A 21,452-nucleotide genomic window follows, 5' to 3' on the forward strand; every position below is an offset into this window, starting at 1 on the left:
GGTCTTCAATACTGAGCCAAGGTTTGCAATAACGCGTCATCACTATTCTCCCCAGAATGAAAATCAGCCCGAGCCGCAAAAGCGGCGAGCGGGCTGATCATGATGAAGCTAGGATAGCACGTTTAAGTAGCAAACGACTACCCCTCATATCCAATAGGATAAAGAGAAAGGAAGATTCTAGGGGGTTACCATCAGCGAAGACTGGTTTCGGGGCAGCAGTAGGCTCAAGAGAAACTCAACACAAGCGTGGTCTAACGCAGCTGAAAACACACAAACAGATCACCGGCATGCAGGAGACCGGATACTCTTTGAGCTGCTCAAGTCTCAGAATTTTTCAGGCAGGGACTACGACGATTTCGAAGTAGAGATCATGGACTATGGGTTTGCGACCATCCGTAAGTGGATCAGAGAGGCAGACTTGATTGCCGAGCGCAGGAAGGCAAGCTCCTAGCCGGTTCCAAACCATAGCCAAACTCGCCTTGACTTGCTTACACAAGAGGAAATCAGTGAGCTCGCTGCCGATATTGTTGTTGATGCCACTATGAAGTTCAAGCAAAAGCTCTTATAGACGGGGTTGGGATCCCAACAAGAGAGCAAGTCTCCGCACCTATCTCGTAGGTCGTTGCAAGCTATCTGCAATCAACGAATTAAAGAGGCTAGCAAAACGACGACAAGACGAAGAAATCTTCGATCATCGCGGCGACGAGCAGTTGTTAGAAATCCCCTCACGCGACATGACGCCCGAACAACTTTTAGAGAGTGATGAGGAGCTTCGAGCGATCGCCGGTGTCCTCAATGAACAAGAAGAGGCTACTCTCGCTATGCACCTACGGGGCTATCACATAAGGAGATTGCTCAAACGCTAGGCACTACCCCAGGCGCCGCACGCAAGGTTGTTCACAGGGTGAGACAAAAAATCAAGACTGATCAGGAAAAGAGAGGGTTTGCGTGAGCAATAGCTACAGAAGGGCGATGGAAAATTCTTCATTTGGAGCTTCTCACGCGAAGCGGGCACGCGCAGAAGTTACCCGTAACGAACGGGAAATTCTCTCAAGAAAGATGCGGGAGAAAAGAGCCCGCATCAGTAAAAAGGAACAAAATAAACTCTAACCGCATATAAGTTAAGTGCCGAGGTTAAGGGGCAACTTATCCTCAGCACTACGAGAGGTTAGACCTCTACATCACTAGCAGCGATGTTTAGAGTCTAACGGAGTTTTCAGCGTTTCAAGAAGCAACGCGCTCACTCTCGTCTCTTTAAGAAATGAGGTACGGGCTATGGCTCGTCGTTCTGTAAACAGGTCCGCTAGTACTGGTCGGTTTGTATCAAAGGCTTCGGCGGCTCGGTGGCCAACTAAAACAATCACCGAGCGCGTAGGGGTAGGAACCAGTAACCGACGAAGCGTTACTCGGTCAGCAACGACCGGTCGGTTTGTCACGAGTCGATGGGGCGATCAGAATCCTGATGGCACTATTCGCCAACGTGTTTAGTTCTCACGGTTAAGCAAAAAGCAGCCAGCGCCTTTCAGGTGCTGGCTGCTTTTTGAAACACTCTAGGCCTTGTTCTGCCCTAAGTAGATAGAGGCATTCACGCAGCTTCATCCTCTCAACAAGGAATTCAAGAGAAGCAAACGCCGGCAAATTTCCCTAGGGTGTACGTCTTGACGTTTGTTTGAAAAGAAAGAAAGCAAATCCTATTAAGAGGATTGAGAGGAACGCCCACATTGATGCATAAAGAATTTGGGCATCCCAAAAAGCGGTGTTGGGGTAGAACTCCACTAGATGGTTTCCATTGTCGATCGACTTTGACGATATCATTTCACCTGGAACGGGAAGAACAGAGTCATCTGGACCACCGCCTTTGAATTCGCCTTGCGCGATAGGCAATAGTGGATTTAGCCAAGAAGCTCCAGTGGTGCATAGCACTAGCCCTAGAGCAAAAGTTATGGCTATGGAAGGAATAGCTTTCTTTAGTAGGACTCCAACCAAAGCAGCAATTGATACCATCAGGATTGTTACAAGTGCTGGATAAAAGGCATGTCCTGCTATATATGAATAGGACATCATGTTCTTGGCGCTGCCTAATGAACTGGAATTAATTTGGCTTAGTTCGACGATTCCCCAAACGCAAATTCCAAAAACTAGCGCTGAAGTTAAGGGGCTTACCATTCGACAAACGAACCACTTACTGGGGGAGAGATCTTGGCTTAGCGCCCATACACTCGACTTAGTTTCAAATTCACGAGAGAAAAGCGCCACTGCCCAGACGATTCCTACAAACATGGGGACGATGCCTGCTAGCATCTCGGTCATTCCAAGGTATGGCTTAAACTTCAATTCATATATTGAAAGTAGCGTCAATAGTAAAAGGATGCCTGCACAGGAAGCCCACGCAGCTCGGTCAATTCTGAAGTAATGTAACGCGACCTTGAACACTAGAACTCTTCTCTTTTTAGGTGACTAAGTACGAATTCTTCAAAGTTACCGTTTGCCTGTGTTTCAATTTGTTCCCGTGACACAGTTACGATGAGGTTCCCGTTCTCTATCACCCAGAGATGAGTCAATATCGAAGATAGATCGGAGACGGTATGCGAAGAAACTATAATTCCGACCCCTTGTTTATTGGCAGCGTAGTCTAATAGCTCGCGAACCCAAATCTTTACTACTGGGTCTAGGTCAGCCATTGGCTCATCAAGTATCATAAACTTCTTTTTCCGAGCGAGGGACAAGATTAACGCGACTTGGGTGTGCTGACCTCCCGAGAGCTGAGAAATCTTGGAGCTCAAAGGTATGTTGAGTGATTGGAGTCTTTCTCTTGCCCATTGGTAATCGAAACGTTCATTCATGTCTCGCGCTAAGCGAAGATGTTGTTCAACGGTGATGCTTGAATAGAGCGGTCTACCCTGCGAAACAAAGGCAACTTCCGAAGATAATCCGGAGCTTCCAATACTATCTTGAGTATAGGTCTTGATTTCTCCTCCGACGGGCTTCAGATGCCCTGTCAAGGCAGACATGATAGTTGATTTTCCGGCTCCGTTTCTACCTACCATTGCTACGATCTCTCCTGAGCGCAGTTCGGCCGAGAAGTCACTAACGATGGTAGAGCTGCCACGGACTATTCTAAGGTTTTGGGCGGTAAGAGTGTTCTTCATTTTGCCTCCTTGATAAATCCTTCAGTGCATGAAAAGTATCGTCCTATAGGGGATGCGGACATTTTTTAGGAATGTTCAAAGTAACAGTTCACGCCTGCGTTGATTGATGCTTAACCCATCGAACTCAAGCTTGATTCTATGCTCGTTATAGAAGCCAACATATTCATGAAGTGCTCGCTCTCATTCATCACAATAGGGCCACCTACGCCCATAGAACATCTCATTTTTCATTCTGCCGAACAATCCCTCGCACGCTGAATTGTCGGGCGAACATCCCTTCTTCGACATCGAACGCGTAAAACCGATGTCCTATAAGACTTGAACCCAACTGTTGCCCCGATAATGGCAACCACAATCGGAATGAATTACTCATTGTGCGGTTCAGGCGGTGCATTATTGTCAAACGCCTGCTTCAAACAATCATCGGCAAGCTGCTGATGAGGGTGTCGGCTCGTTGTTGCCCCGACAATCTTTCCATCGAAACAGTCCACTAACGCCGAGAAGTATATTTTCCCGCCCATCAGCAGGAAACCAGGAAATATCCGTCAACCACAGTAAACCCGGCGGGTCGGCATAAAAAATTTCGTTTCACCAGATTCGGTGGGGCATCCGAAATCTCACCACGATAGGACGAATAGCAACACCTTTTCTTCACGTAGCGCACCGTAAGTCCTTCGGCAGAGATGATTCAACACACGACTTTCTCACTGACCTTGATACCCAGTTTCTTCAGCTGGATCCATACGCGACGATATCCACAGCTGAATCCAGAATGCTCGACGATTTCGGTTACCACCTTGGTCAGTTCTGCATATTTTGACAGGCTATTGAGGGCTTTGAGCTGGTAATAGAAGCTGGATGAAGAAAGACCAACAATGTCGAGCAACAACGAAGTTGGAAAACAAGACCGTAACGCATCGACCACAATGGTTTTAAACTTGTTACTCAGGTTGGCTGGGTCGATGGGGATCGTCTTTTTTAATTCTTCTCGTTCTTTTTCTCACACGGCCTTTTTTCGCTGATAGGCGTGCTGCCAGCTTCTTGAGTTCAGCCTCATCATCTGGAAGCGATTTCTCAAAAGCTTTACGAGTAACAATGCCTACAGACTGTTTGCGTCAAGTTGTGCTCATCAAGCCCACTTTCCTTCTTCGCGGAATCGTTGGGCCCAAGCATGAGATGCTCATTTTCGAGTTCAGCGAAAGCTCAGATGCGATGGTGTTAGGAGACATACCGGCGGTGAAAAGCTCAACGGCTTTTAAGCTTTACGCCAAGTGGGTAGCGCTTTAAGGTCGTACGTCGAATGGGGGCAGCTGGGGGTTGATCACGCTGTCTGATCCATCGATGAAGTGTCCAACGGCCTGGGTAGCCCAACTCACGAACGGTCTTGGTAGCAGATTGTGTTCTATCGAATACCTCTCATGCCTTAAGCCGCTGGGCATCCGTGTATCGCACATTAGTCATACGGGAAATCCTCCAAGATTTCGTCCGCATCCTTTTTGCTACTTAACCCGCCGCTGGAGAGGAGGTGGGACACGATGCGCCAACTACAAACCTATACGCCAACCCGGTTCATGGCCGACGGCTCACGCTACGACAAGCGCAAGCCTGACTACGCGGTTGCTTTCATCCAAGCATTGAAGCATACGAAGGGCCACTGGTCGGGTAAGGCATTCAAACTGATCGATTGGCAAGTGCGGATCATCCGTGACTTGTTTGGCACCGTCAAGGCCGACGGTTACCGCCAATTCACTACCGCCTATGTCGAGATTCCCAAGAAGATAGGAAAGTCGGAACTCGCCGCCGCAGTGGCGCTGTTGCTGACGTGCGGTGATGGTGAGGAACGTGCTGAGGTTTATGGCTGTGCGGAAGACCGCCAGCAGGCCTCGATTGTGTTTGGAGTGGCGGCTGACATGATCCGCATGAGCCCGGCGTTATCGAAGCGTGTGAAGATCCTGAGCAGGCAGAAGCGGATTATTTACAAACCCACCAACAGCTTCTATCAAGTGTTGAGTGCTGAGGCGTATTCCAAGCACGGGTTCAACATCTCTGGCGTCGTCTTCGACGAACTCCACACCCAACCGGGCGCTCTTCGACGTCATGACCAAGGGTTCGGGTGATGCTCGCACGCAGCCGTTGTACTTCCTCATCATCACCGCTGGCACTGTCACGCACAGTATTTGTTATGAGCAGCATGAGAAAGCCGAAGACATCCTCGCAGGCAAAAAGCATGATCCCACGTTCTACTCGGTGATTTACGGTGCTGGCCGTGAAGATGACTGGACCGACGAAGCAGTTTGGCATAAGGCTAATCCGAGCTTAGGGATTACCGTCCCGATCAAGAAAGTCCACCAAGCCTTCGCGAGCGCGAAGCAAAACCCTGCCGAAGAAAACGCGTTCAGGCAGTTGCGCTTGAACCAGTGGGTGAATCAGTCGGTGCGGTGGATGCCCATGCACATCTGGACGCTAACAACGCACCCGTCGATCTGTTTGATCTGGAGGAGCGTGTGTGTTACGGCGGGCTCGATCTTGCGTCGACGACGGATATCACCGCGTTCGTGCTCGTCTTTCCGCCAGGAAAGGTGATGAGACCTATGTGATTGCGCCGTGGTTCTGGGTCCCCGAGGACAACCTCAAACTCCGTGTGGCTCGTGACCACGTGACCTACGAACTGTGAGAACAGCAAGGGTTTCTGCAGGCCACGGAGGGTAACGTCGTCCACTACGGAGTGATCAAAGCCTGCATCGAAACTCTTGGTGAACGCTTCGATATCCCTGAGATTGTGTTCGATCGGTGGGGCGCTGTCCAAATGAGCCAAAACCTCGAAGGTTTAGGTTTTACCGTGATCCCGTTCGGACAGGGTTTCAAGGATATGAGCCCGCCGTCGAAGGAGCTGATGAAGTTGGCGCTTGAAGGACGCCTTGCTCATGGTGGGCACCGGATCCTGTTGTGGATGGTTGACAACATTCACGTGCGCACCGCCCCGGCAGGAAACATCAAACCCGACAAAATAAAAGAGCACCGAGAAGATCGATGGCGTGGTCGCCACGATCATGGCGCTCGACCGTGCCATCCGAAACGGAACCGGGCACGTGAGCGGCAGTGTTTATGAAGAGCGCGGGCTGCTAGTGTTCTAGACGTTTTTGTTTGCGGATACGGTGCTACTGCTATGGATTTCATTTCCGCCGACCACAACGAAAGGACGGAGTATGTAGTCGCCGTTGTTCACCTCGTCTATGTCTTCTAAGCAAGCACAAAGTGCACCCGGAGAAAAGGAGAAAACTTGGAAGTCGTTAGCAGGAATCGTGATCTTCTCTCTATTAGTCATGTCTTCTGCCTGCGTGGAGAAGTCCACGTTGATCTTGTTTACGCGACCATTGTGTCGTTTCTCAAGATCAAACTTCACCGGTGACATGTTGATCTCGAAGTTTGATTTGTTCCAAATCTTCACGTCCACGTGAGCTTTATTTTCACCATCAGTTCGCAGCTCGCAGATGAGCGCTACGGGCGGATCTGATTGGCTACGTTCGGCTGCTTTATTCATGACTGTTTCTGCGACCTTTTGCAGTGTCCAGGCACCAATTTTGATAAACGTTTCTTGCATAGATTCTCCTCGATTGGGCTGCACTTCCGAGTACAAGTTTAAGGGGCTCTTCCGGTTTGAACTAGCCCCCGAAAGTTGGACTGGTTTAATTCTAGGTGGTTAAGGCCTTCAAGGGTCTGATTCCGATACTGCATCGGAGTCAGACCCTTGAACCGTTGTTGAAGCCGGGCGTTGTTGTACCAGAAGATGTAATCATCTACGGCCCGGTAAAACTCATCAACACTGGCGAAGTAGGTCAAGTCCGGTGAAGTGGTGTATGAGTTCTTTCGAATTGAAGTGCCCTGGGTTTTGTTCCTAGGCTTATGCCTTGATTTCCATTATTCCTTGACTGGGGTGGTGTTCCCAAAACTAGGCTTCGACGTCAGCCGGCGTACGGTAGCCCAGACTCTGGTGGAGCCGTGACTCGTTCCACCATGACATCCACTCGAGCGTCGCGATTTCCACGTCGACGACATCGGCCCACGAGCGCCTATGGATCAGTTCGTTCTTGTGAGAGGCCATTGACGTTCTCAGCCATAGTATTGTCATAGGAATCACCAACAGTGTCGGTAAACGCACTAATTCCGTGTTCTTCCAGGCGCTCGTTGTAGACAATGCTCACATACTGCTTGGATTCAATCGGTGGTTGCAACACTGTTGTTTTGAATTGATTGTAGTTGTTCATTGAAGACTTCGGCTGGGGTTCGAAATCCAAGGACTTTTCTTGGTCTGTTGTTGAGCGTGTAGGCGATGGCGGCGAGGTCTTGGGCTGTCCATCGAGACAGGTCGGTACCCTTGGGAAAGTACTGGCGTAGGAGTCCGTTGCTGTTCTCATTCGTGGGACGTTGCCATGGCGAGTGTGGGTCCGCGAAGAACACTTTCGTGCCCGTGGCTAGAGTGAAAGCGGCATGGTCAGCGAGCTCGGTTCCGCGGTCCCAGGTCAACGTTTGACGCAGTTGTAACGGTAGATCTTTCATCACGGTTTGTAGGGCGGTGTTCATCGCTTCAGCACCGTACCCACCCAAGGCAGGTCCGTTCTTCGTCCTTGGTTGTTCACCCCAGCCGTCCAACCGGGGCAGGTGCACCAGCAGGATCGACCGGCTGTAGCGTTCGACCACGGTCCCGATCGCTGACCTGCCGGTACCGATGATCAAGTCTCCTTCCCAATGCCCGGGCACCGCCCGATCCGAGGCTTCCGGGGGCCGGTTAGAGATGACAACATCGGCGGTGACATGACCTTTAGGCTTGCTCTTGGACCGGGCGCGGGGTTTACGCAGGGCCCGCCCAGTCCGCAGTGCGGCCACGAGTTCACGCTTCAGCGCCCCGCGCCCCTCAATATAGAGCGCCTGGTAGATCGCTTCATGGGAGATTCTCATACTCTCATCATCAGGGAAGTCGATCCTTAACCGCTGCGATATCTGCTCCGGGCTCCACGCGGTCAACCACCGTCGGTCTGCCCTGTGAGGTTTGCTCCGGCCCTTCCACGCAGGCGTATCAGGCCCCGCCATGACGACCCCGTTTTCATCTCGGACCGTCCCAGCAAGACGCTCCTGAACATAGTCTTGCAGGCGCGGATTATCCACGAGTTTTGCTTGTTTGGGACGCTTAGCGGCTTCCTGAGCTTTCCACTGGGCCACCCCTACCCGATAAATCTGCTTGCCACCACGGGTGGCAGCATTACGCCGTAGCTCACGAGAAATCGTCGCCGGATTGCGGCCAATCCGTCGAGCGATCTCACGCACACCCGTCTGTTTCTCCCACAGGATCGCGATTTCCTCTCGTTCAGCAAACGATAGATACCGCCCCGAGGGCTCGTCCAAAGCTAACGGTCTCATTCCACCAGCATGACGGAACCACCTCGTTCCCACCGGTACGGACACCCCCACCTGAAGGGCGGCCTGCGCAGTGGTGATTCCCGTCGCGATCAGACCCCAGAACTGGCGTTGCACCGCCCGTGACGGAACCGGCCTACCCGGGGAACGCATCGCAGGCCGCAACGCCCGATCCGCACGCCACTGACGCCGCACCCCCACCGGCATATCACTGGTCTTCTTACTCCAGTCCTTGGTAGCCACCTTCTCACACCTCCATGCTCAGGGTGTTGCGACAACCAATTGAATCCACCCTGCGACCCACGGTCACTGTGATGCACCAAAGGCCCATCTAACTGGCCTTTCGCTGAATGAATGGCCTGCGACAACGCTTCCATCGGCAGCGCCACGGCTGACAGCGAAGACTTCGTCGACCACCCGACGATCTTGCGACTAAACGCATCGGTGACAAATGCCGTGTACACGAACCCACTACGGGTACGGACGTAGGTAATATCAGCGACCCACAAGCGGCTCGGCGCATCAGCAGTGAAGTTGCGCTTGACCAGGTCAGGGCGCGAATCGGGCTGCTTGGCAGGCTTGGTGGTCACGGGGTTGCGGCCACGACGCACACCCTTGAGGCCTGCGATTTTCATCAGCCTGCCGACCTGGTCGCAGCCGATGTCGTGACCTTCGTCAACCATGGCCTGGTGCAGCTTACGGATGCCGTAGACCCCGAAATTGTCGGCGTGTAGGCGCTTGAGCTCTTCAATGAGTTCCTCGTCGCGAAGCGCCCTGGCCGATGGTGGGCGGGACTTAAACGCCCGGTAGCCGCGTGAGGTGTAGAAATCTTCGCAGAAGTCCTCGCGGAGCACCCGGCAGATGGCCTCGACCCCGTAATGATCCTTGTGCTCGTCGATGAAGCGGATCATTAGCGTCCGGGATGGTCGAGTTCCCGTGCGAAAAAAGCCGATGCGGCCTTGAGGATCTCGTTTGCCCTGCGTAACTCGAGGTTTTCGCTGCGTAGCTGCTGCATTTCTTCGCGTACTTCAAATGGCAAATCGTCACCTGGTGGGGTCTTTTCCAAGCTCTTTTGCATCCACCCGCGGATGGTGTGGAGGCTAACTCCGAGGCGTTCGCCGACTACCGTGGCGGCCTGCCATGCGGAGCAATCGTGGGCCTTGCGGTGCTCGTCGGTTAGGCGGACGGCGCGCTCCTTGAAATCTTGTGGGAACTTCCTACCCATGGATGATGATCCTTCCTCAAACTAGGTCGGAACAAAACCCAGGACGGTTCAGGTGCTCGGATGGTGGTTAAAAGCTCGCCGCGTAGAACTAGATGCAGTGCAGCAGAGCGAGGCCACACCAGACGAACTCAAAGCCGAGATCCGCAAGCTGCGTCGGGATATCGCCACGTTGAAGATGGAAAACGAGTTCCTGGGAAAAGCAAGCGCCTTCTTCGCAGCCAAGCAACAAAACAAGAACTGTTTGAGCTAATGGCAGCGCAGAAGGCACAGTTTCCCATCGCGCTGATGGCGCGCCTGCTCGAGGTCAGCCGGGCTGGGTTCTATCAGTGGTTCGCACGGCGGCTGGCAGCATCGGACAAACAAACTGCCCGAGTACGGTTTGACCGGATGGTTCGGCAACTATTTTTCGACTATGCACAAACCCACGGATCCCCACGCCTGGCCGCGGCCTTACAGCGTGACTACGGCATCCAGGTGGATAAAAAGCGCGTCGCTGCCAGCCTAAAACGCCAAGGTCTAGAGGCTATATCCACTAGACAGTTTCGCCTGCCACCACGGGTTCGGCACGGTGGCGATGGCCCACCTTGATCATTGCGAACGCGTGTGGGACCGGGGTGCGATCGACAAGGTGTGGATCACGGATTTTACGTATTTAAGGTCTGGTGAGGGCTGGGGGTATCTCATCGCTATTCGAGATGCGCATTCCAAGCGGGTGCTGGGTTACGCCATGGGAGATGAGCAGAATACTGACTTGGTTACACAGGCCCTGGCCATGGCGATGGACAACCGTGGCAACGCCAGGCCAGAGGCGGTGGTACTGCACGCGGATCGTGGATGTCAGTTCACCTCTACACAGCTGTCGCGATTTGCAACGAACATTGGCGCGACGTTGTCGATGGGTCGGACCGGGGTGTGCTGGGATAATGCAATGGCGGAGTCGTTCTGGGCGAGTTTGAAGATCGAGAAGTTCTACCGCCGTGCTTACGCCACTAGGCGACAAGTTTACAGCGATATCTCCGCCTGGATCGAGGGGTTTTATAACCACAAAAGAATCCACTCATCCATCGGGATGCAAAGCCCTATCGAGTACGAGCTTGCCCTCCAACAGCACACCGCCCAGGCGGCCTAGACACCTAACTCAACTGTCAACAATTTGCGGGCAACCCCAGTCGGGTGGTACAACCAGACCCGGTTGCCCTCATCGGTGGGCTACCGCCCACCGAACCAGGTCCACACCGAATGGGCCACCACCACCGCTGTCGCATCCTCTGTGGCGTAGAAAACCAAGAAAAACAGCCTCTACGAAACCCGGAGCTTGATACCTGCACAAGTTCATGGTCAGGGCCCTAGGTGGCTGGATGGACTGTGTGATAACGACCATCTTGCACCGTCTAGGGCCTCTTGCTATGCCACGACACCACCAAAACACCCCCTGCCTATCCTTTTGACCCGGCCCAACGACCCCTACCCCCAGCCAGGTAGCTATGTTGCTACGCACTCTAGATCGGGAAGAGCCGTTTTACCCTCTATCTATTGCAACTCATTGCCGCGCAGGGTAGCCTAACCTAAACCGGCGCTATCTGGCGTTATGTGCTCGCTAAGAAAAGGACATTGAGTGGTTCGCACAGGAGAGACGGCAAGAGTGGGGGTTCTCGGTTCGCATGGCGAAGTAGGCCGCCAAGTAGCCGCACTGTTGCGCGCTAGCGGACATGTGGTGAACTGCGGGAATCGGTCTCACCACACATCAGATGAGCGCACCGCTATCGTTGACGCTCACGACGAGGAATCTGTCAACAAATTTTCCCGTGACCTTGATGTCGTCGTCAACTGCGCCGGACCGTCATGTCTTCTCAAGACCTCAGTAGCGTCGGCACTACCAGACTCAGTGGGCTATATAGACCCGTTCGGAGCCAACTCATTCGACAACTATCCCACCAACCGTCCGTGCGTGGTCAACGCCGGCGCTACCCCCGGTCTCAGCGGTCTATTACTACGCCACCTGGCGGGCCTAATCGACGACTGTCAATCGGTAACTCTCTGCACTGGTGGACGCGACCGGGGCGGGCTGTCGGGTCTGGTCGATGTGGTGCTAAGTACCCACAACTCCTACGGACATCCCGGGAAGATGATTGTCGACGGCGACCTCGTGGCTTACCAACCTGGGAGCATCCACGCTGAAGATCTGGAACCTTTCCCAAGCGATGACGGACTCATAGCAAGCCCGTTCGTCACCAACGAGCTACGCAAGGTGGCCCAAGATTTCTCTATTCCGCGCCTCATAGGGGTCACGGCCATACCGGACCGGGACACCCAGCAGTTACTTTTACGTGCGCTCTCACAAACCGACATATCAGACCCAACCACGCTCATGAATTTGTGCGCAGACATAGCTGCAGCGAAGACCAAACTCGATGCCGGAAAGAACCACTGGTTTGCCATCCAAGCCACTGTCCACGGCACCCTACGGGGCCGCCCTGTTCGCGTCTCAGGCAGTGTCCACGCACCGGACTCCACCTTCATCACCGCTCTTTTTGTTGCGGAAGCGACAAAAAGCGTTATCCGCGACGAACTACTAACCGGGCCGAAATGGGGCTATGAGCTGCCGGCCCCTCAAACTGTCCTCTCGTCACTGGCCTCTTACAACGTCGACATTAAAATCGTCGGCCCTACAGCAACTACCGACGCACCTCAATGGAGTGATGACGACGATGCAGGCTTCATTTAAAAACCCCGGTATTTCGGCTCAGAACCTAGAAAGGCCCGTCGCATGAACACTGTACGCGTCGTCGTATGCGGCACAACATTTGGCCGTATATACATCAACGGGATAAAAAAGCTTGCGGATAAATTTTCGCTGGTAGCAATCCTATCTCAGGGCAGCGAACAGTCGCGCCGGCTGGCAGAGCAGCTAGGCGTACCTCTGTGTACCAAGATCGAAGATCTCCCCGCTTTTGATCTTGCCTGTGTGGTGGTCAGATCTAGCGTCGTTGGCGGTTCCGGCACGCAGCTCGCCCTAGAGTTTTTAAGCCGTGGCAAGCATGTAGTGATGGAGCACCCGATCCACAAGAAAGACTCTGTAGATTGCTACCGGATGGCAGCGAAAAATAACGTGCAGTTCAAGCTCAACACCTTCTACCGCTGGAATCCAACCATATCCCGGTACTTGGAAATCGCAACAACACTAACCAGGCAGTTCAAAATCATCCACATAGACGCCGAATGTAGCATTCACTTTCTATTCTCAACGCTCGATATCATCGGAAGGATTACCGGCGGTTTTACCCCATGGAGCTTTGATGACGACACCCAAGTTACCGGAATATTCACTACGCTCACCGGTTCGATACGCAAAACCCCGCTCTGCTTGCGCGTGGTTAATCACAACGACCCAGAAAAGCCAGACGATTTCGCTCACGTGGGGCATCGAATAACTGTTTTCACGCACGCCGGAAATCTGGTGCTCACCGAGACTGACGGAACCATCATCTGGCACCCAAACACCCCAATCCCACGAGATCAAGCTGGCTTGCTAAGCACTGCTGCCGATGATCGTTTGAGCACTCTACAGTTGCATGAGAATCTCCTTATCGAGCCGTGCGTTACCCGTGTCGCCCTCTACGACCATACCTGGCCTGCAGGCATTGCGGAGTTTCTGAACGAAGTATATGACAAGTTGGCGTGCTCCAAGAACGAAGCGCAAGAAGCCGAATACCTCCTGGCATTGTGCGCAGTCTGGGCGCGCACCGGACAATTACTGGGTCCCACATGTACCGTCCAAGCAGCTATGCATGCCGAACCACTCAGTCTCGAGAGTCTGATGTGGCCGCTGGGGGAGTCTCATACCTCCCCCATTGAGCGAAACAACCCCAACCACCGGAACACAGGAGAGATAACATGGATGTCACAGCGCTGATTAACGACCTTGAATCCCGCGGTATAGCGCTATGGGTGAACGGCGATCGACTCAACTACCGTTCACCCAAGGGTTCCTTGCGCGAGGAAGACCTCGCGGCCTTAAGGTCAAATAAGGAAAAGGTTTTGGCATGGTTGCGTGAGCGGGAGGCCGTTCCGCATGATGAGCAAGCACGGTTCGCCCCCTTCCCCATGACCGATATTCAGCGCGCATACGCAACCGGTCAGAACGAAGGCTATGATCTGGGTGGCACCGGGTGCCACAGCTACGCCGAAATACGAACGGAACGCCTTGATCGCAGCCGCCTTGAACAGGCTTGGCACGAACTCATCCAGCGCCATGACATGCTCTCTGCAGTGGTCGTTCCACCGGATTCGCTGCAGGTGGTTAAATCTCGCAGTTTGCCGGTGCTACAAGCTGTAGACCTCGCGGGCCACAACCCAGATGTCCCGGACGCCGAGTATCTTCGTCACCGCGCAAAATTGGAAAACCGTAGCTACCCGTTGGGCACCTGGCCACTGCACGAATTCCAGCTTTTGCAATTTGACGAATGCAGCATCCTACAGTTTTCGGTGGACATGATCATCGCCGACTTTGTAAGCGTGAGGGTGATGGTCGAGGAACTTCTAACTCTCTACGCAGGTAACGTTCTACCGGAACTAGAGGACACCACGTTTCGGGATATAATCACCTCCCGTAACCACCACAGCCAGAGTGCCGCTGGCTTCGCTGCACGCACCAATGCAAAAAAGTACTGGTCCGAGATCATCCCCTCGTTGTCCGGCAAACCCTTACTGCCGACGCTGACCTCAGCCGATCGCACATCCGAAATGCCGGTGCGTTTCACCCGGCGTACCTGGCGATGCTCGCCAGCAGCATGGTCAAAGCTCACCGACGCAGCAAGCACTCACGGCGTCACTCCTTCGGCGACGCTACTTACCGCCTACGCCGATGTACTGCGCCGTTGGTCCTCCACAAGTGACTTTTGCGTCAATGTCACTTCGATGAACCGAGATTCTGCCATTGCCGGAATCAACCGTATTATCGGAGACTTTACCGAGATGACCCTACATGCTTGTCATCCGCACACTGGAACCTTTAGTGAGCGCGTGCACGCAACCCAGGAGCAGCTATCCGAAGAGCTATCACACGCTGCGTATTCCGGGGTTGACGTGTTGCGCGATATAGCCCGCACTACCGGGCAGCCCGCGGTAATCCCGGTAGTATTCACCAGCGCGTTGGGTGCAGACACACCGCACAACAATGGTCCGGCCTACAACCTTGTCTCCGGCGTAAGCCGAACGCCGCAGGTATGGATTGACTGTCAGGCATTCCAGGACGGAGGCTCTTGCAACGTCAACTGGGACGTGCGAGAGGACGTCTTTGAACCGGCGTTGATCGACGACATGTGGGAGTCATTTACCGACCTACTCGATCGCCTGGTCGACGACGGTTCGGCGTGGCAGGAAACTGATTCAGTCCACTTGCCCGATAAGACGATCGCCATCCGTAACCGCATTCACAAAACCCACGTACAGCAGACCACCCGATGCCTCCACGACGGGTTTTGGGATAACGTCCAGCAGCACCCACACCAGCCAGCGCTGGTGTGTGGCGGAAAAACCTACAGCTACCAACATCTGGCTGGCTACGTCGGGGCATTACAGCATGAGCTCTCTGATGTCGGTCCCGGAGATTACATTGCCATCGTCCTAGGTAACGGAGTATGGCAAATAGCTGCCGCTGTTGCCGTGGTATCAACTGGTGCAGCCTACGTGCCGATCGATCACGAGCAACCCGCAATCCGCCAACGTTCAATGATAGAAGCGTGTCGTCCTGCCAACGTCATCACTAATTCTCATTTCTCCGAAGAAAATACCGATATCTCCAACATCAACGTCGATACTCTCAGCCCGATACAGTACAGTGGCACCATAGCCTCACCGGTTTCCCCCACCGAAACCGCCTACATCATCTTCACCTCAGGCAGCACCGGAATTCCAAAAGGTGTTGTCGTTACGCACTCGGCTGCAATGAACACCATAGATAGCGTGAACAATCTCCTCGGCCGAAATAAAAGACGCACGGTATTGGGGGTATCGAAGTTATCCTTTGACTTATCCGTGTATGACATCTTCGGTACCTTCGCAAGCGGTGGCACTTTGGTCCTGCCGTTAGACGAGGAATCGCGAAACCCCAGCAAATGGATCGATTTCCTTGTTGATAACAACGTCGATACCTGGAACTCTGTTCCTGCACTGTTCCAAATGCTTGTGCGAGAGGTAGAGGTGACCCGTCACCCGAACATCCTCAGCCTAGACCTGGTTATGCTGTCCGGAGACAGGATCCCGGGCACTCTCCCAGCGCATGCTGCACCCCACTTCCCTAATGCTGAACTCATCAGCCTCGGCGGCGCCACGGAGGGCGGAATATGGTCGATTTTCCACCCGATGACCTGTCACACAAATGAAACTAGCATACCATATGGTACCGCGTTACCCAACCAAGGAATGTGGGTGCTCGACGAGGCCTGCAATGAGTGTCCGGACTGGGTGCGAGGGCAAATCCATATTTCCGGGGAAAGCCTAGCCACCGGTTACCTCAACGATCCAACCTCCACAGCAGAGAAATTTTTCTTTTCCGAAAAGCATGGCACACGTATGTACGCTACCGGGGATATAGGAAACTACCGCCCAGACGGCGTAATCGAGTTTCACGGCCGTCGGGACAATCAACTAAAAATCAACGGCTATCGAGTGGAAACCGGCGAGATAGAAGGAGTCCTCGAATCCAACGACTTCGTCGAACGCGCTATAGTACTCGCCCAGGAAACCAGTGACCCAATTAAACTACATGCTTTCGTCACTGATGCACAGAGCGACAAAGATGAGCTCAAGGATGCTGGGCAAATCAGAAACTCGGAGCTCCGTACAATGCTTGAGCAGCGCTGGACACCTGCAGATACGAGCCTTGACACGGGAATATTTGCCACATGGATGCGGCTGGGAAACGAAGCCGCGATGGCTGCTTTGCTCGCGGCTTTCCAACAAGCCGGTGTTTTCCTCGTTGCAGGAAAATACCACACTCTTACGGAAATCACCGCGGCGATCCATCCCTCCGAAGAGTATCGCGAACTCATAACCCGTTGGCTCAATATTCTGACTGGAGAAGGCTTAGCCACTAAGGATGATGAGGGTTGGACTGTCAGCCAACAGACCCTGGACTTCTTCGTGTTCGGAGAGGCCTGGGATCAGTTCGGCAACATGGAAGCGGAAATCAATAACAGTAAGGAATTATTCAATTACCAACGGCACGCAGCTGAGGCGCTTCTTTCCCAGTTGCGCGGAGAGATCAGTCCCACCGAGGTGTTCTTCCCGGAGGGAGATACCCATAACGCCCGCACCATTTACGGCGAAAACCGCATTAGCAAGGCGATGAATGCTGCGGCCGCAGAGGCAGTGATCGGCATTGCCGAGCACCACGCTGATCATCCGGTAAGGATCCTCGAGGTCGGCGCTGGCATAGGTGCTACGACGGAAAAAATTGTTAGCCGACTCCCCGAGAACGTAATCGAATACCGCTTCACCGATATTTCGACATTCTTCCTACATAAAGCCCAAAAAATGTTCGCGCATTGTGGTGCCATGACCTATGGCCTGTTTGATATGAACTCAGACTGCACATCGCAAGATGTAGAGTTCGGCGGTTACGACATCATTTTGTGCGCCAACGTACTGCATAATTCAGTAAATATCGAGGAGTCATTCACCCGCTTAAAGCAGCTGCGCCGCCCCGGGGGCGTGATCGTCATAGTAGAGCCGATCACTGAACTTTACGCAGCCCTTATCTCGGTGTCCATCAAGATGAATCTGGTTGATTTCACGGACCACCGTGCGGAATCACACAAGGTGTTCATCGAGGACGCGCAGTGGGATCAGGTCTTCAGGGATACCCAGATGCACCGCATCGCGGAGTATCCAAACACTAGTGACCCGTTGCGCGAATGCGGGCAACGACTCATCATCGTTGGTGCCGATGACGACGATGTCCCCACGCTCAACAGTGAAGACATTCTGGGCTACCTGCGTACTCACCTACCGGGTTACATGGTTCCGGCTTCCGTCAATGTACTACCGGAATTGCCGTTAACCTCAAATGGCAAGGTAGACCGCAAGGCCCTAGCGCAACTCTGCTTAGAACCGGTGGGAAGCCCCAACAACCGGATCGATCCTCCACGCAACGAAACGGAAGAGCAGATAGCGACTATCTGGCGCGATGTCCTCGACACCACGGAGGTTGGGCGCAATGATGACTTCTATGCGCTTGGGGGTGACTCACTGCTCATGGCCGAAACGGTAACCCGGCTCCGCCAAGAAATACCTGGCCTACAGCAGCACACGTGGGACGCCCTTATGCGTGGCGTACTCAAGGTGCCAACCATCGCAGGCATTTCCGCGCTAGCACAGGCTGCAGGAAGTAGCTGTCAACCCGAAGCATTAAAAGCCGTTAATTCTGCTAATCATACCTCCCCTGAACTGACTGCTCTGTCTACTGTAGCCAGTGGCTCTCCAACTGGGTCTTCAAATCTGCATGTATACCGATTGCCGAAGGACGCAACGTTCTGCCGCGTGATGATCCACGCTGGCACTGGCCGCCTGAAGGACTACGAGTTCTTGATGCCCGAACTGCTTCAACGCCAGCCAGAGATTGCCCACGTTGGTTTTACCGCTGGTGACGCAGATCGATTCCTGGACTACACAACCCGTACGCTGATCAGGGATCTGGCCCAGAGCTACGCCCAGGAACTTGATGAGTTGGATATGGAATCTTATCAGTTGGTCGGCTACTGCATTGGCGGTATGTTAGCGCTGGAGACCGCGAAGGCGCTCACCGAACTCGGCCGCGACGTGCGCCAGGTAACTTGCATCAGCACCCACCAGTGCCCGCACCGGGTCACTAATGAACTGCTGTGTGAGCTCGCCTATGGGTGCATTTTCAACGCTGACCTAAGTGCAATGGGGGCGAACTTCGACCTCAAAACCCTCGCAGCAGCCCTGGAGCACACCCTTGATGGCATCAACCGCAATATCAGTGACGAAGAACTGTGTACCCTTGAAGGCCCATACGCAGATATCGGGGAGTTCTTCCAAAAGATGGCGGTGTTGAGTCCCAGGGCGCGCCGCAAACTCATCTACCGAAGCATCCGTGAATTCGACACAGACTCCGAGTCCACTCGCGGGATGCTGGACATCCTATACGATGTCTTCCGGCATTCGTTACTCGGAACCATCGACTACGTCCCCGATGTCTATTTCGGTGATGTAGTCGTACTGCAGCCTACCGAAGGTGTAACTGGTTTTTACCCGAGCCTAGGCGGAGACATCGATTGGCCAGCGACCGTGCTCGGCAACCTGCAGATACATGCCGTGGCCGGTTCTCATGCCACCTGCCTGCTACAGGAGAACGTACCCTCACTACTTCCGTTCTTCACGGAGAGGGAACAACGAAATGGCTAATGTGGGACACATTATCTATAAAGCAGACGACCTAGAGAACTCAATTAATTACTTCCGTTCGCGCGGCTTTGACGTTGAACCAGGACAACAGAAAAACGCTGCAAGCGCGCTTATTTATTTCTGCGAGGGTCCCTACCTGGAGATACGAGAGCGAGCCGACGTACCACCGTTTTTCCGCCAACTTTTACACCTTACTGGCAATGGAAAATTCGTCGACTCCTATGACAGATTCGCCACCATGTCACAGGGGTACTCACGGGTGGTACTGGATGCGCAGCGCAAGGAATTTGACCACATAAAGGAGATTTTTGATTCTCATCAAACCAAGAGCCTGACAATCCCGTTCTCCCGCAAGGATCCCGCTGGCAGACGGCTCGCCTGCTGGTGTCTGTCACCCGACGACTGGGCGATCCCGCTTTTCGTGACCCCCTTTGCCATTGATACCCATCGCAACACCCCGCATCCTAACGGGATTACCCACATAACCGACATCGATTTTGCGGCCAGTGAGAAGACATTAAGCATTTGTAAGCACGTTGGTGTCGACGGCGGCCTCACCTGCCGTTCCGGCACAGGCACGATTGATTTGGAGTTTGCATGAGAGGGCGCGATATCGACCGCAACAGTGTGTTGAAGCATTACGAAGGCACCGGCCACCTGGCCCGAAAAAGCCTGTGCCAGGAACTGTTCGAATCATCCGAGATTTATTCGGACCATGTAGCTGTCATCGCTGACGACGCACACCTGACCTACGCACAACTCGAGCAATCACTTTGTGTGTTCACCGAGGAGCTACGAGAAAGCGGCCTCTCGCCAGGAGACCACGTGCTACTGCAACTGCCAAACACCGCAGCGTATGTGGTGACTCTGCTTGCGCTGATGCGCGTGGGTGCTATCCCAACCCTGTTGCTTCCCGCGCATAGAGAGGCCGAAGTTGCAGCGTTGTGTGAGTCTTTACACCCAGTTGCTTATATCGGTGGCCGCGACCATCTCGGTTTTGACACCGTAGCCATGGTAGAGGCTATGGGACCCGGCGAGCTCGGACTCAAAGAACTGTGGGCCGATAACGGACCCACGCACGACAAGGAGTCCTCGTACCGAGTTCTGCCAGGTCTCTTCACTGCCCCGATTTCTACCAAATGTTCTCCGCCTACTAAGTGGCCGGATCCACGCAGCGTTGCGCTGAATCTTTTGTCTGGCGGAACCACGAACATGCCAAAAATAATTCCCCGGGTACATGAGGCGTATGCATATAACACCCGTGCGGCGGCACAGTGCTGCGGCGTCGGGCCAGATACGGTATACTTGGCGGTTCTATCTACCTCTCATGATTTCGCCTTAGCTCAGCCCGGGATTCTGGGCACCTTGCTTTCGGGCGGCACTGTGGTTCTGTGCACCAGCGCAGCCTTCGATGAGGCGTTTCCGGCCATTGCGACCCACGGGGTCACGCTGACTGCACTAGTTCCTGCGGTAGCCCAGGTGTGGGTGGAGGCCGCAGAGTGGTTTCCCGCAGATTTCTCTTCCTTGGAGCGAATTATCATTGGCGCAGCGGCGCTTAACGACGGCTTAGGTGAGGCAATACAGGATCGTTTCGGTGTGCGTATCCACCAGGGTTATGGCATGGGTGAAGGCATCACTACGTTCACGCGTATTGATGACCCTCCAGCGGTGATTCTTGGCACGCAAGGTCGTCCCATCTCCGATGCTGACGAGTTGGTAATCGATGGCCCGGGAGGCGAGCCGGGAGAGATACTAGAAAAGGGCCCTTATACTTTCTTCGGCTACGAAGGAAACCGCGATACCCCGGACTGTTTCACCGAGGATGGTTTCTTCCGCACCGGTGACCGTGGCTACCTTACCGAGGACGGCAACCTGGTGCTGTGCGGGCGCGTGGTTGAACAGATCAATCGCCTGGGCGAAAACGTCTCCCCTTCTGAGGTCGAGACACTCCTGTCTGGAACTCCAGGCATTAGTGCTGCAGCCGTCTTCCCAATGCCAGATAGAGCACTGGGAGAGCGCACCGTTGCAGCCATCGTCGCCCAACCAGGCGTTAACCGCTCCGCCATTCTGGATGATTTCCTCACCCGAGGCGTAGCCCGATACAAGGTGCCGGACCAGGTGATCACTGTCGACGAAATTCCACTGATCAACATCGGCAAGGTCGACAAGAAAAAGCTGCGTGCTCTCGCGGCAGCGCAATTTACTGACCGTGAATCCGAACAAAGCTGAGAGGACAA

The 21,452-nt window shown here is 53.8% G+C and carries 19 protein-coding genes and 2 pseudogenes; 13 read left to right on the plus strand and 8 right to left on the minus strand.

Annotated elements, in window-relative coordinates; translation table 11 throughout:
• Positions 1-850: 850 nt before the first annotated feature.
• Positions 851-952 (plus strand): hypothetical protein, encoded by a 102-nt coding sequence (locus tag AT687_RS13565; RefSeq protein ID WP_353959559.1) that lies wholly within the window; start codon positions 851-853, stop codon positions 950-952.
• A 692-nt stretch (positions 953-1,644) separates the two neighbouring features.
• Here AT687_RS13565 and AT687_RS09970 read toward each other — a convergent pair.
• Both AT687_RS09970 and AT687_RS09975 read right to left on the minus strand, forming a co-directional pair.
• The gene (locus AT687_RS09970) at positions 1,645-2,358 is read right to left on the minus strand and encodes an ABC transporter permease (protein WP_227889242.1); all 714 of its coding nucleotides are present in this window, start codon (positions 2,356-2,358) and stop codon (positions 1,645-1,647) included.
• A 74-nt stretch (positions 2,359-2,432) separates the two neighbouring features.
• The gene (locus AT687_RS09975; protein WP_014319392.1) at positions 2,433-3,149 is read right to left on the minus strand and encodes an ATP-binding cassette domain-containing protein; all 717 of its coding nucleotides are present in this window, start codon (positions 3,147-3,149) and stop codon (positions 2,433-2,435) included.
• A gap of 1,095 nt (positions 3,150-4,244) precedes the next feature.
• Between AT687_RS09975 and AT687_RS12835 the strand changes: the two genes are divergently transcribed.
• The 4 genes from AT687_RS12835 to AT687_RS13620 all read left to right on the plus strand — a co-directional run bounded on the left by AT687_RS12835 (position 4,245) and on the right by AT687_RS13620 (position 6,258).
• Positions 4,245-4,436 (plus strand): hypothetical protein, encoded by a 192-nt coding sequence (locus AT687_RS12835; protein WP_014319394.1) that lies wholly within the window; start codon positions 4,245-4,247, stop codon positions 4,434-4,436.
• Between the two features lie 248 nt (positions 4,437-4,684).
• Positions 4,685-5,266, plus strand: a complete 582-nt coding sequence (locus AT687_RS13610) for a terminase large subunit domain-containing protein (RefSeq protein ID WP_014317150.1) — start codon at positions 4,685-4,687, stop codon at positions 5,264-5,266.
• Positions 5,247-5,732 (plus strand): terminase TerL endonuclease subunit, encoded by a 486-nt coding sequence (locus AT687_RS13615; protein ID WP_041740569.1) that lies wholly within the window; start codon positions 5,247-5,249, stop codon positions 5,730-5,732. The genes AT687_RS13610 and AT687_RS13615 overlap by 20 nt, the downstream gene beginning before the upstream one ends.
• Positions 5,733-5,874: 142 nt before the next feature.
• Positions 5,875-6,258: a terminase TerL endonuclease subunit gene (locus AT687_RS13620; RefSeq protein WP_021335214.1), complete on the plus strand. Its 384-nt coding sequence runs from the start codon at positions 5,875-5,877 to the stop codon at positions 6,256-6,258.
• A gap of 21 nt (positions 6,259-6,279) precedes the next feature.
• Here the strand turns inward: AT687_RS13620 and AT687_RS10005 are convergent, their stop codons facing one another.
• From AT687_RS10005 to AT687_RS10025, 6 genes and pseudogenes are all read right to left on the minus strand, one after another.
• Positions 6,280-6,750, minus strand: coding sequence for a hypothetical protein (locus AT687_RS10005; protein WP_014319395.1), 471 nt, complete (start codon positions 6,748-6,750; stop codon positions 6,280-6,282).
• A gap of 38 nt (positions 6,751-6,788) precedes the next feature.
• A pseudogene (locus AT687_RS12150) lies at positions 6,789-6,956 on the minus strand (IS3 family transposase); the annotation flags it as partial.
• 142 nt (positions 6,957-7,098) lie between these two features.
• Complete coding sequence (locus tag AT687_RS13575) at positions 7,099-7,278, minus strand: integrase core domain-containing protein (RefSeq protein ID WP_047928712.1); 180 nt, start codon at positions 7,276-7,278, stop codon at positions 7,099-7,101.
• Entirely contained in the window at positions 7,220-7,351 is a 132-nt protein-coding gene (locus tag AT687_RS13335; protein ID WP_265584402.1) for a hypothetical protein, read from the minus strand. Before AT687_RS13335 ends, AT687_RS13575 begins: the two co-directional genes overlap by 59 nt.
• Positions 7,352-7,364: 13 nt before the next feature.
• On the minus strand, positions 7,365-8,768 hold the full coding sequence (locus AT687_RS10020; RefSeq protein ID WP_047928725.1) for an IS30 family transposase: 1,404 nt from the start codon (positions 8,766-8,768) through the stop codon (positions 7,365-7,367).
• Between the two features lie 86 nt (positions 8,769-8,854).
• Positions 8,855-9,558: pseudogene (locus AT687_RS10025) on the minus strand (IS3 family transposase); the annotation flags it as partial.
• 280 nt (positions 9,559-9,838) lie between these two features.
• Here AT687_RS10025 and AT687_RS10035 point away from each other — a divergent pair.
• The 8 genes from AT687_RS10035 to AT687_RS10070 all read left to right on the plus strand — a co-directional run bounded on the left by AT687_RS10035 (position 9,839) and on the right by AT687_RS10070 (position 21,444).
• Positions 9,839-10,036: a hypothetical protein gene (locus AT687_RS10035; RefSeq protein WP_014319399.1), complete on the plus strand. Its 198-nt coding sequence runs from the start codon at positions 9,839-9,841 to the stop codon at positions 10,034-10,036.
• Complete coding sequence (locus AT687_RS10040; RefSeq protein WP_014319400.1) at positions 10,036-10,374, plus strand: IS3 family transposase; 339 nt, start codon at positions 10,036-10,038, stop codon at positions 10,372-10,374. Before AT687_RS10035 ends, AT687_RS10040 begins: the two co-directional genes overlap by 1 nt.
• Positions 10,361-10,915 (plus strand): IS3 family transposase, encoded by a 555-nt coding sequence (locus tag AT687_RS10045; protein ID WP_077393419.1) that lies wholly within the window; start codon positions 10,361-10,363, stop codon positions 10,913-10,915. The genes AT687_RS10040 and AT687_RS10045 overlap by 14 nt, the downstream gene beginning before the upstream one ends.
• A gap of 486 nt (positions 10,916-11,401) precedes the next feature.
• Complete coding sequence (locus tag AT687_RS10050; RefSeq protein ID WP_227917059.1) at positions 11,402-12,511, plus strand: saccharopine dehydrogenase family protein; 1,110 nt, start codon at positions 11,402-11,404, stop codon at positions 12,509-12,511.
• Between the two features lie 42 nt (positions 12,512-12,553).
• Positions 12,554-13,699 carry a Gfo/Idh/MocA family oxidoreductase gene (locus AT687_RS10055; RefSeq protein WP_014303371.1) on the plus strand — a complete coding sequence of 382 codons (1,146 nt, stop codon included), beginning with the start codon at positions 12,554-12,556 and terminating at the stop codon, positions 13,697-13,699.
• Positions 13,681-19,215 carry a non-ribosomal peptide synthetase gene (locus AT687_RS10060; protein ID WP_014319401.1) on the plus strand — a complete coding sequence of 1,845 codons (5,535 nt, stop codon included), beginning with the start codon at positions 13,681-13,683 and terminating at the stop codon, positions 19,213-19,215. Before AT687_RS10055 ends, AT687_RS10060 begins: the two co-directional genes overlap by 19 nt.
• The gene (locus tag AT687_RS10065) at positions 19,208-19,816 is read left to right on the plus strand and encodes a VOC family protein (RefSeq protein ID WP_014319402.1); all 609 of its coding nucleotides are present in this window, start codon (positions 19,208-19,210) and stop codon (positions 19,814-19,816) included. Before AT687_RS10060 ends, AT687_RS10065 begins: the two co-directional genes overlap by 8 nt.
• Entirely contained in the window at positions 19,813-21,444 is a 1,632-nt protein-coding gene (locus tag AT687_RS10070) for an AMP-binding protein (RefSeq protein WP_014303368.1), read from the plus strand. Before AT687_RS10065 ends, AT687_RS10070 begins: the two co-directional genes overlap by 4 nt.
• The last annotated feature ends 8 nt before the right edge of the window (positions 21,445-21,452 follow it).

Source organism: Corynebacterium diphtheriae (assembly GCF_001457455.1).
Taxonomy (GTDB): domain Bacteria; phylum Actinomycetota; class Actinomycetes; order Mycobacteriales; family Mycobacteriaceae; genus Corynebacterium; species Corynebacterium diphtheriae.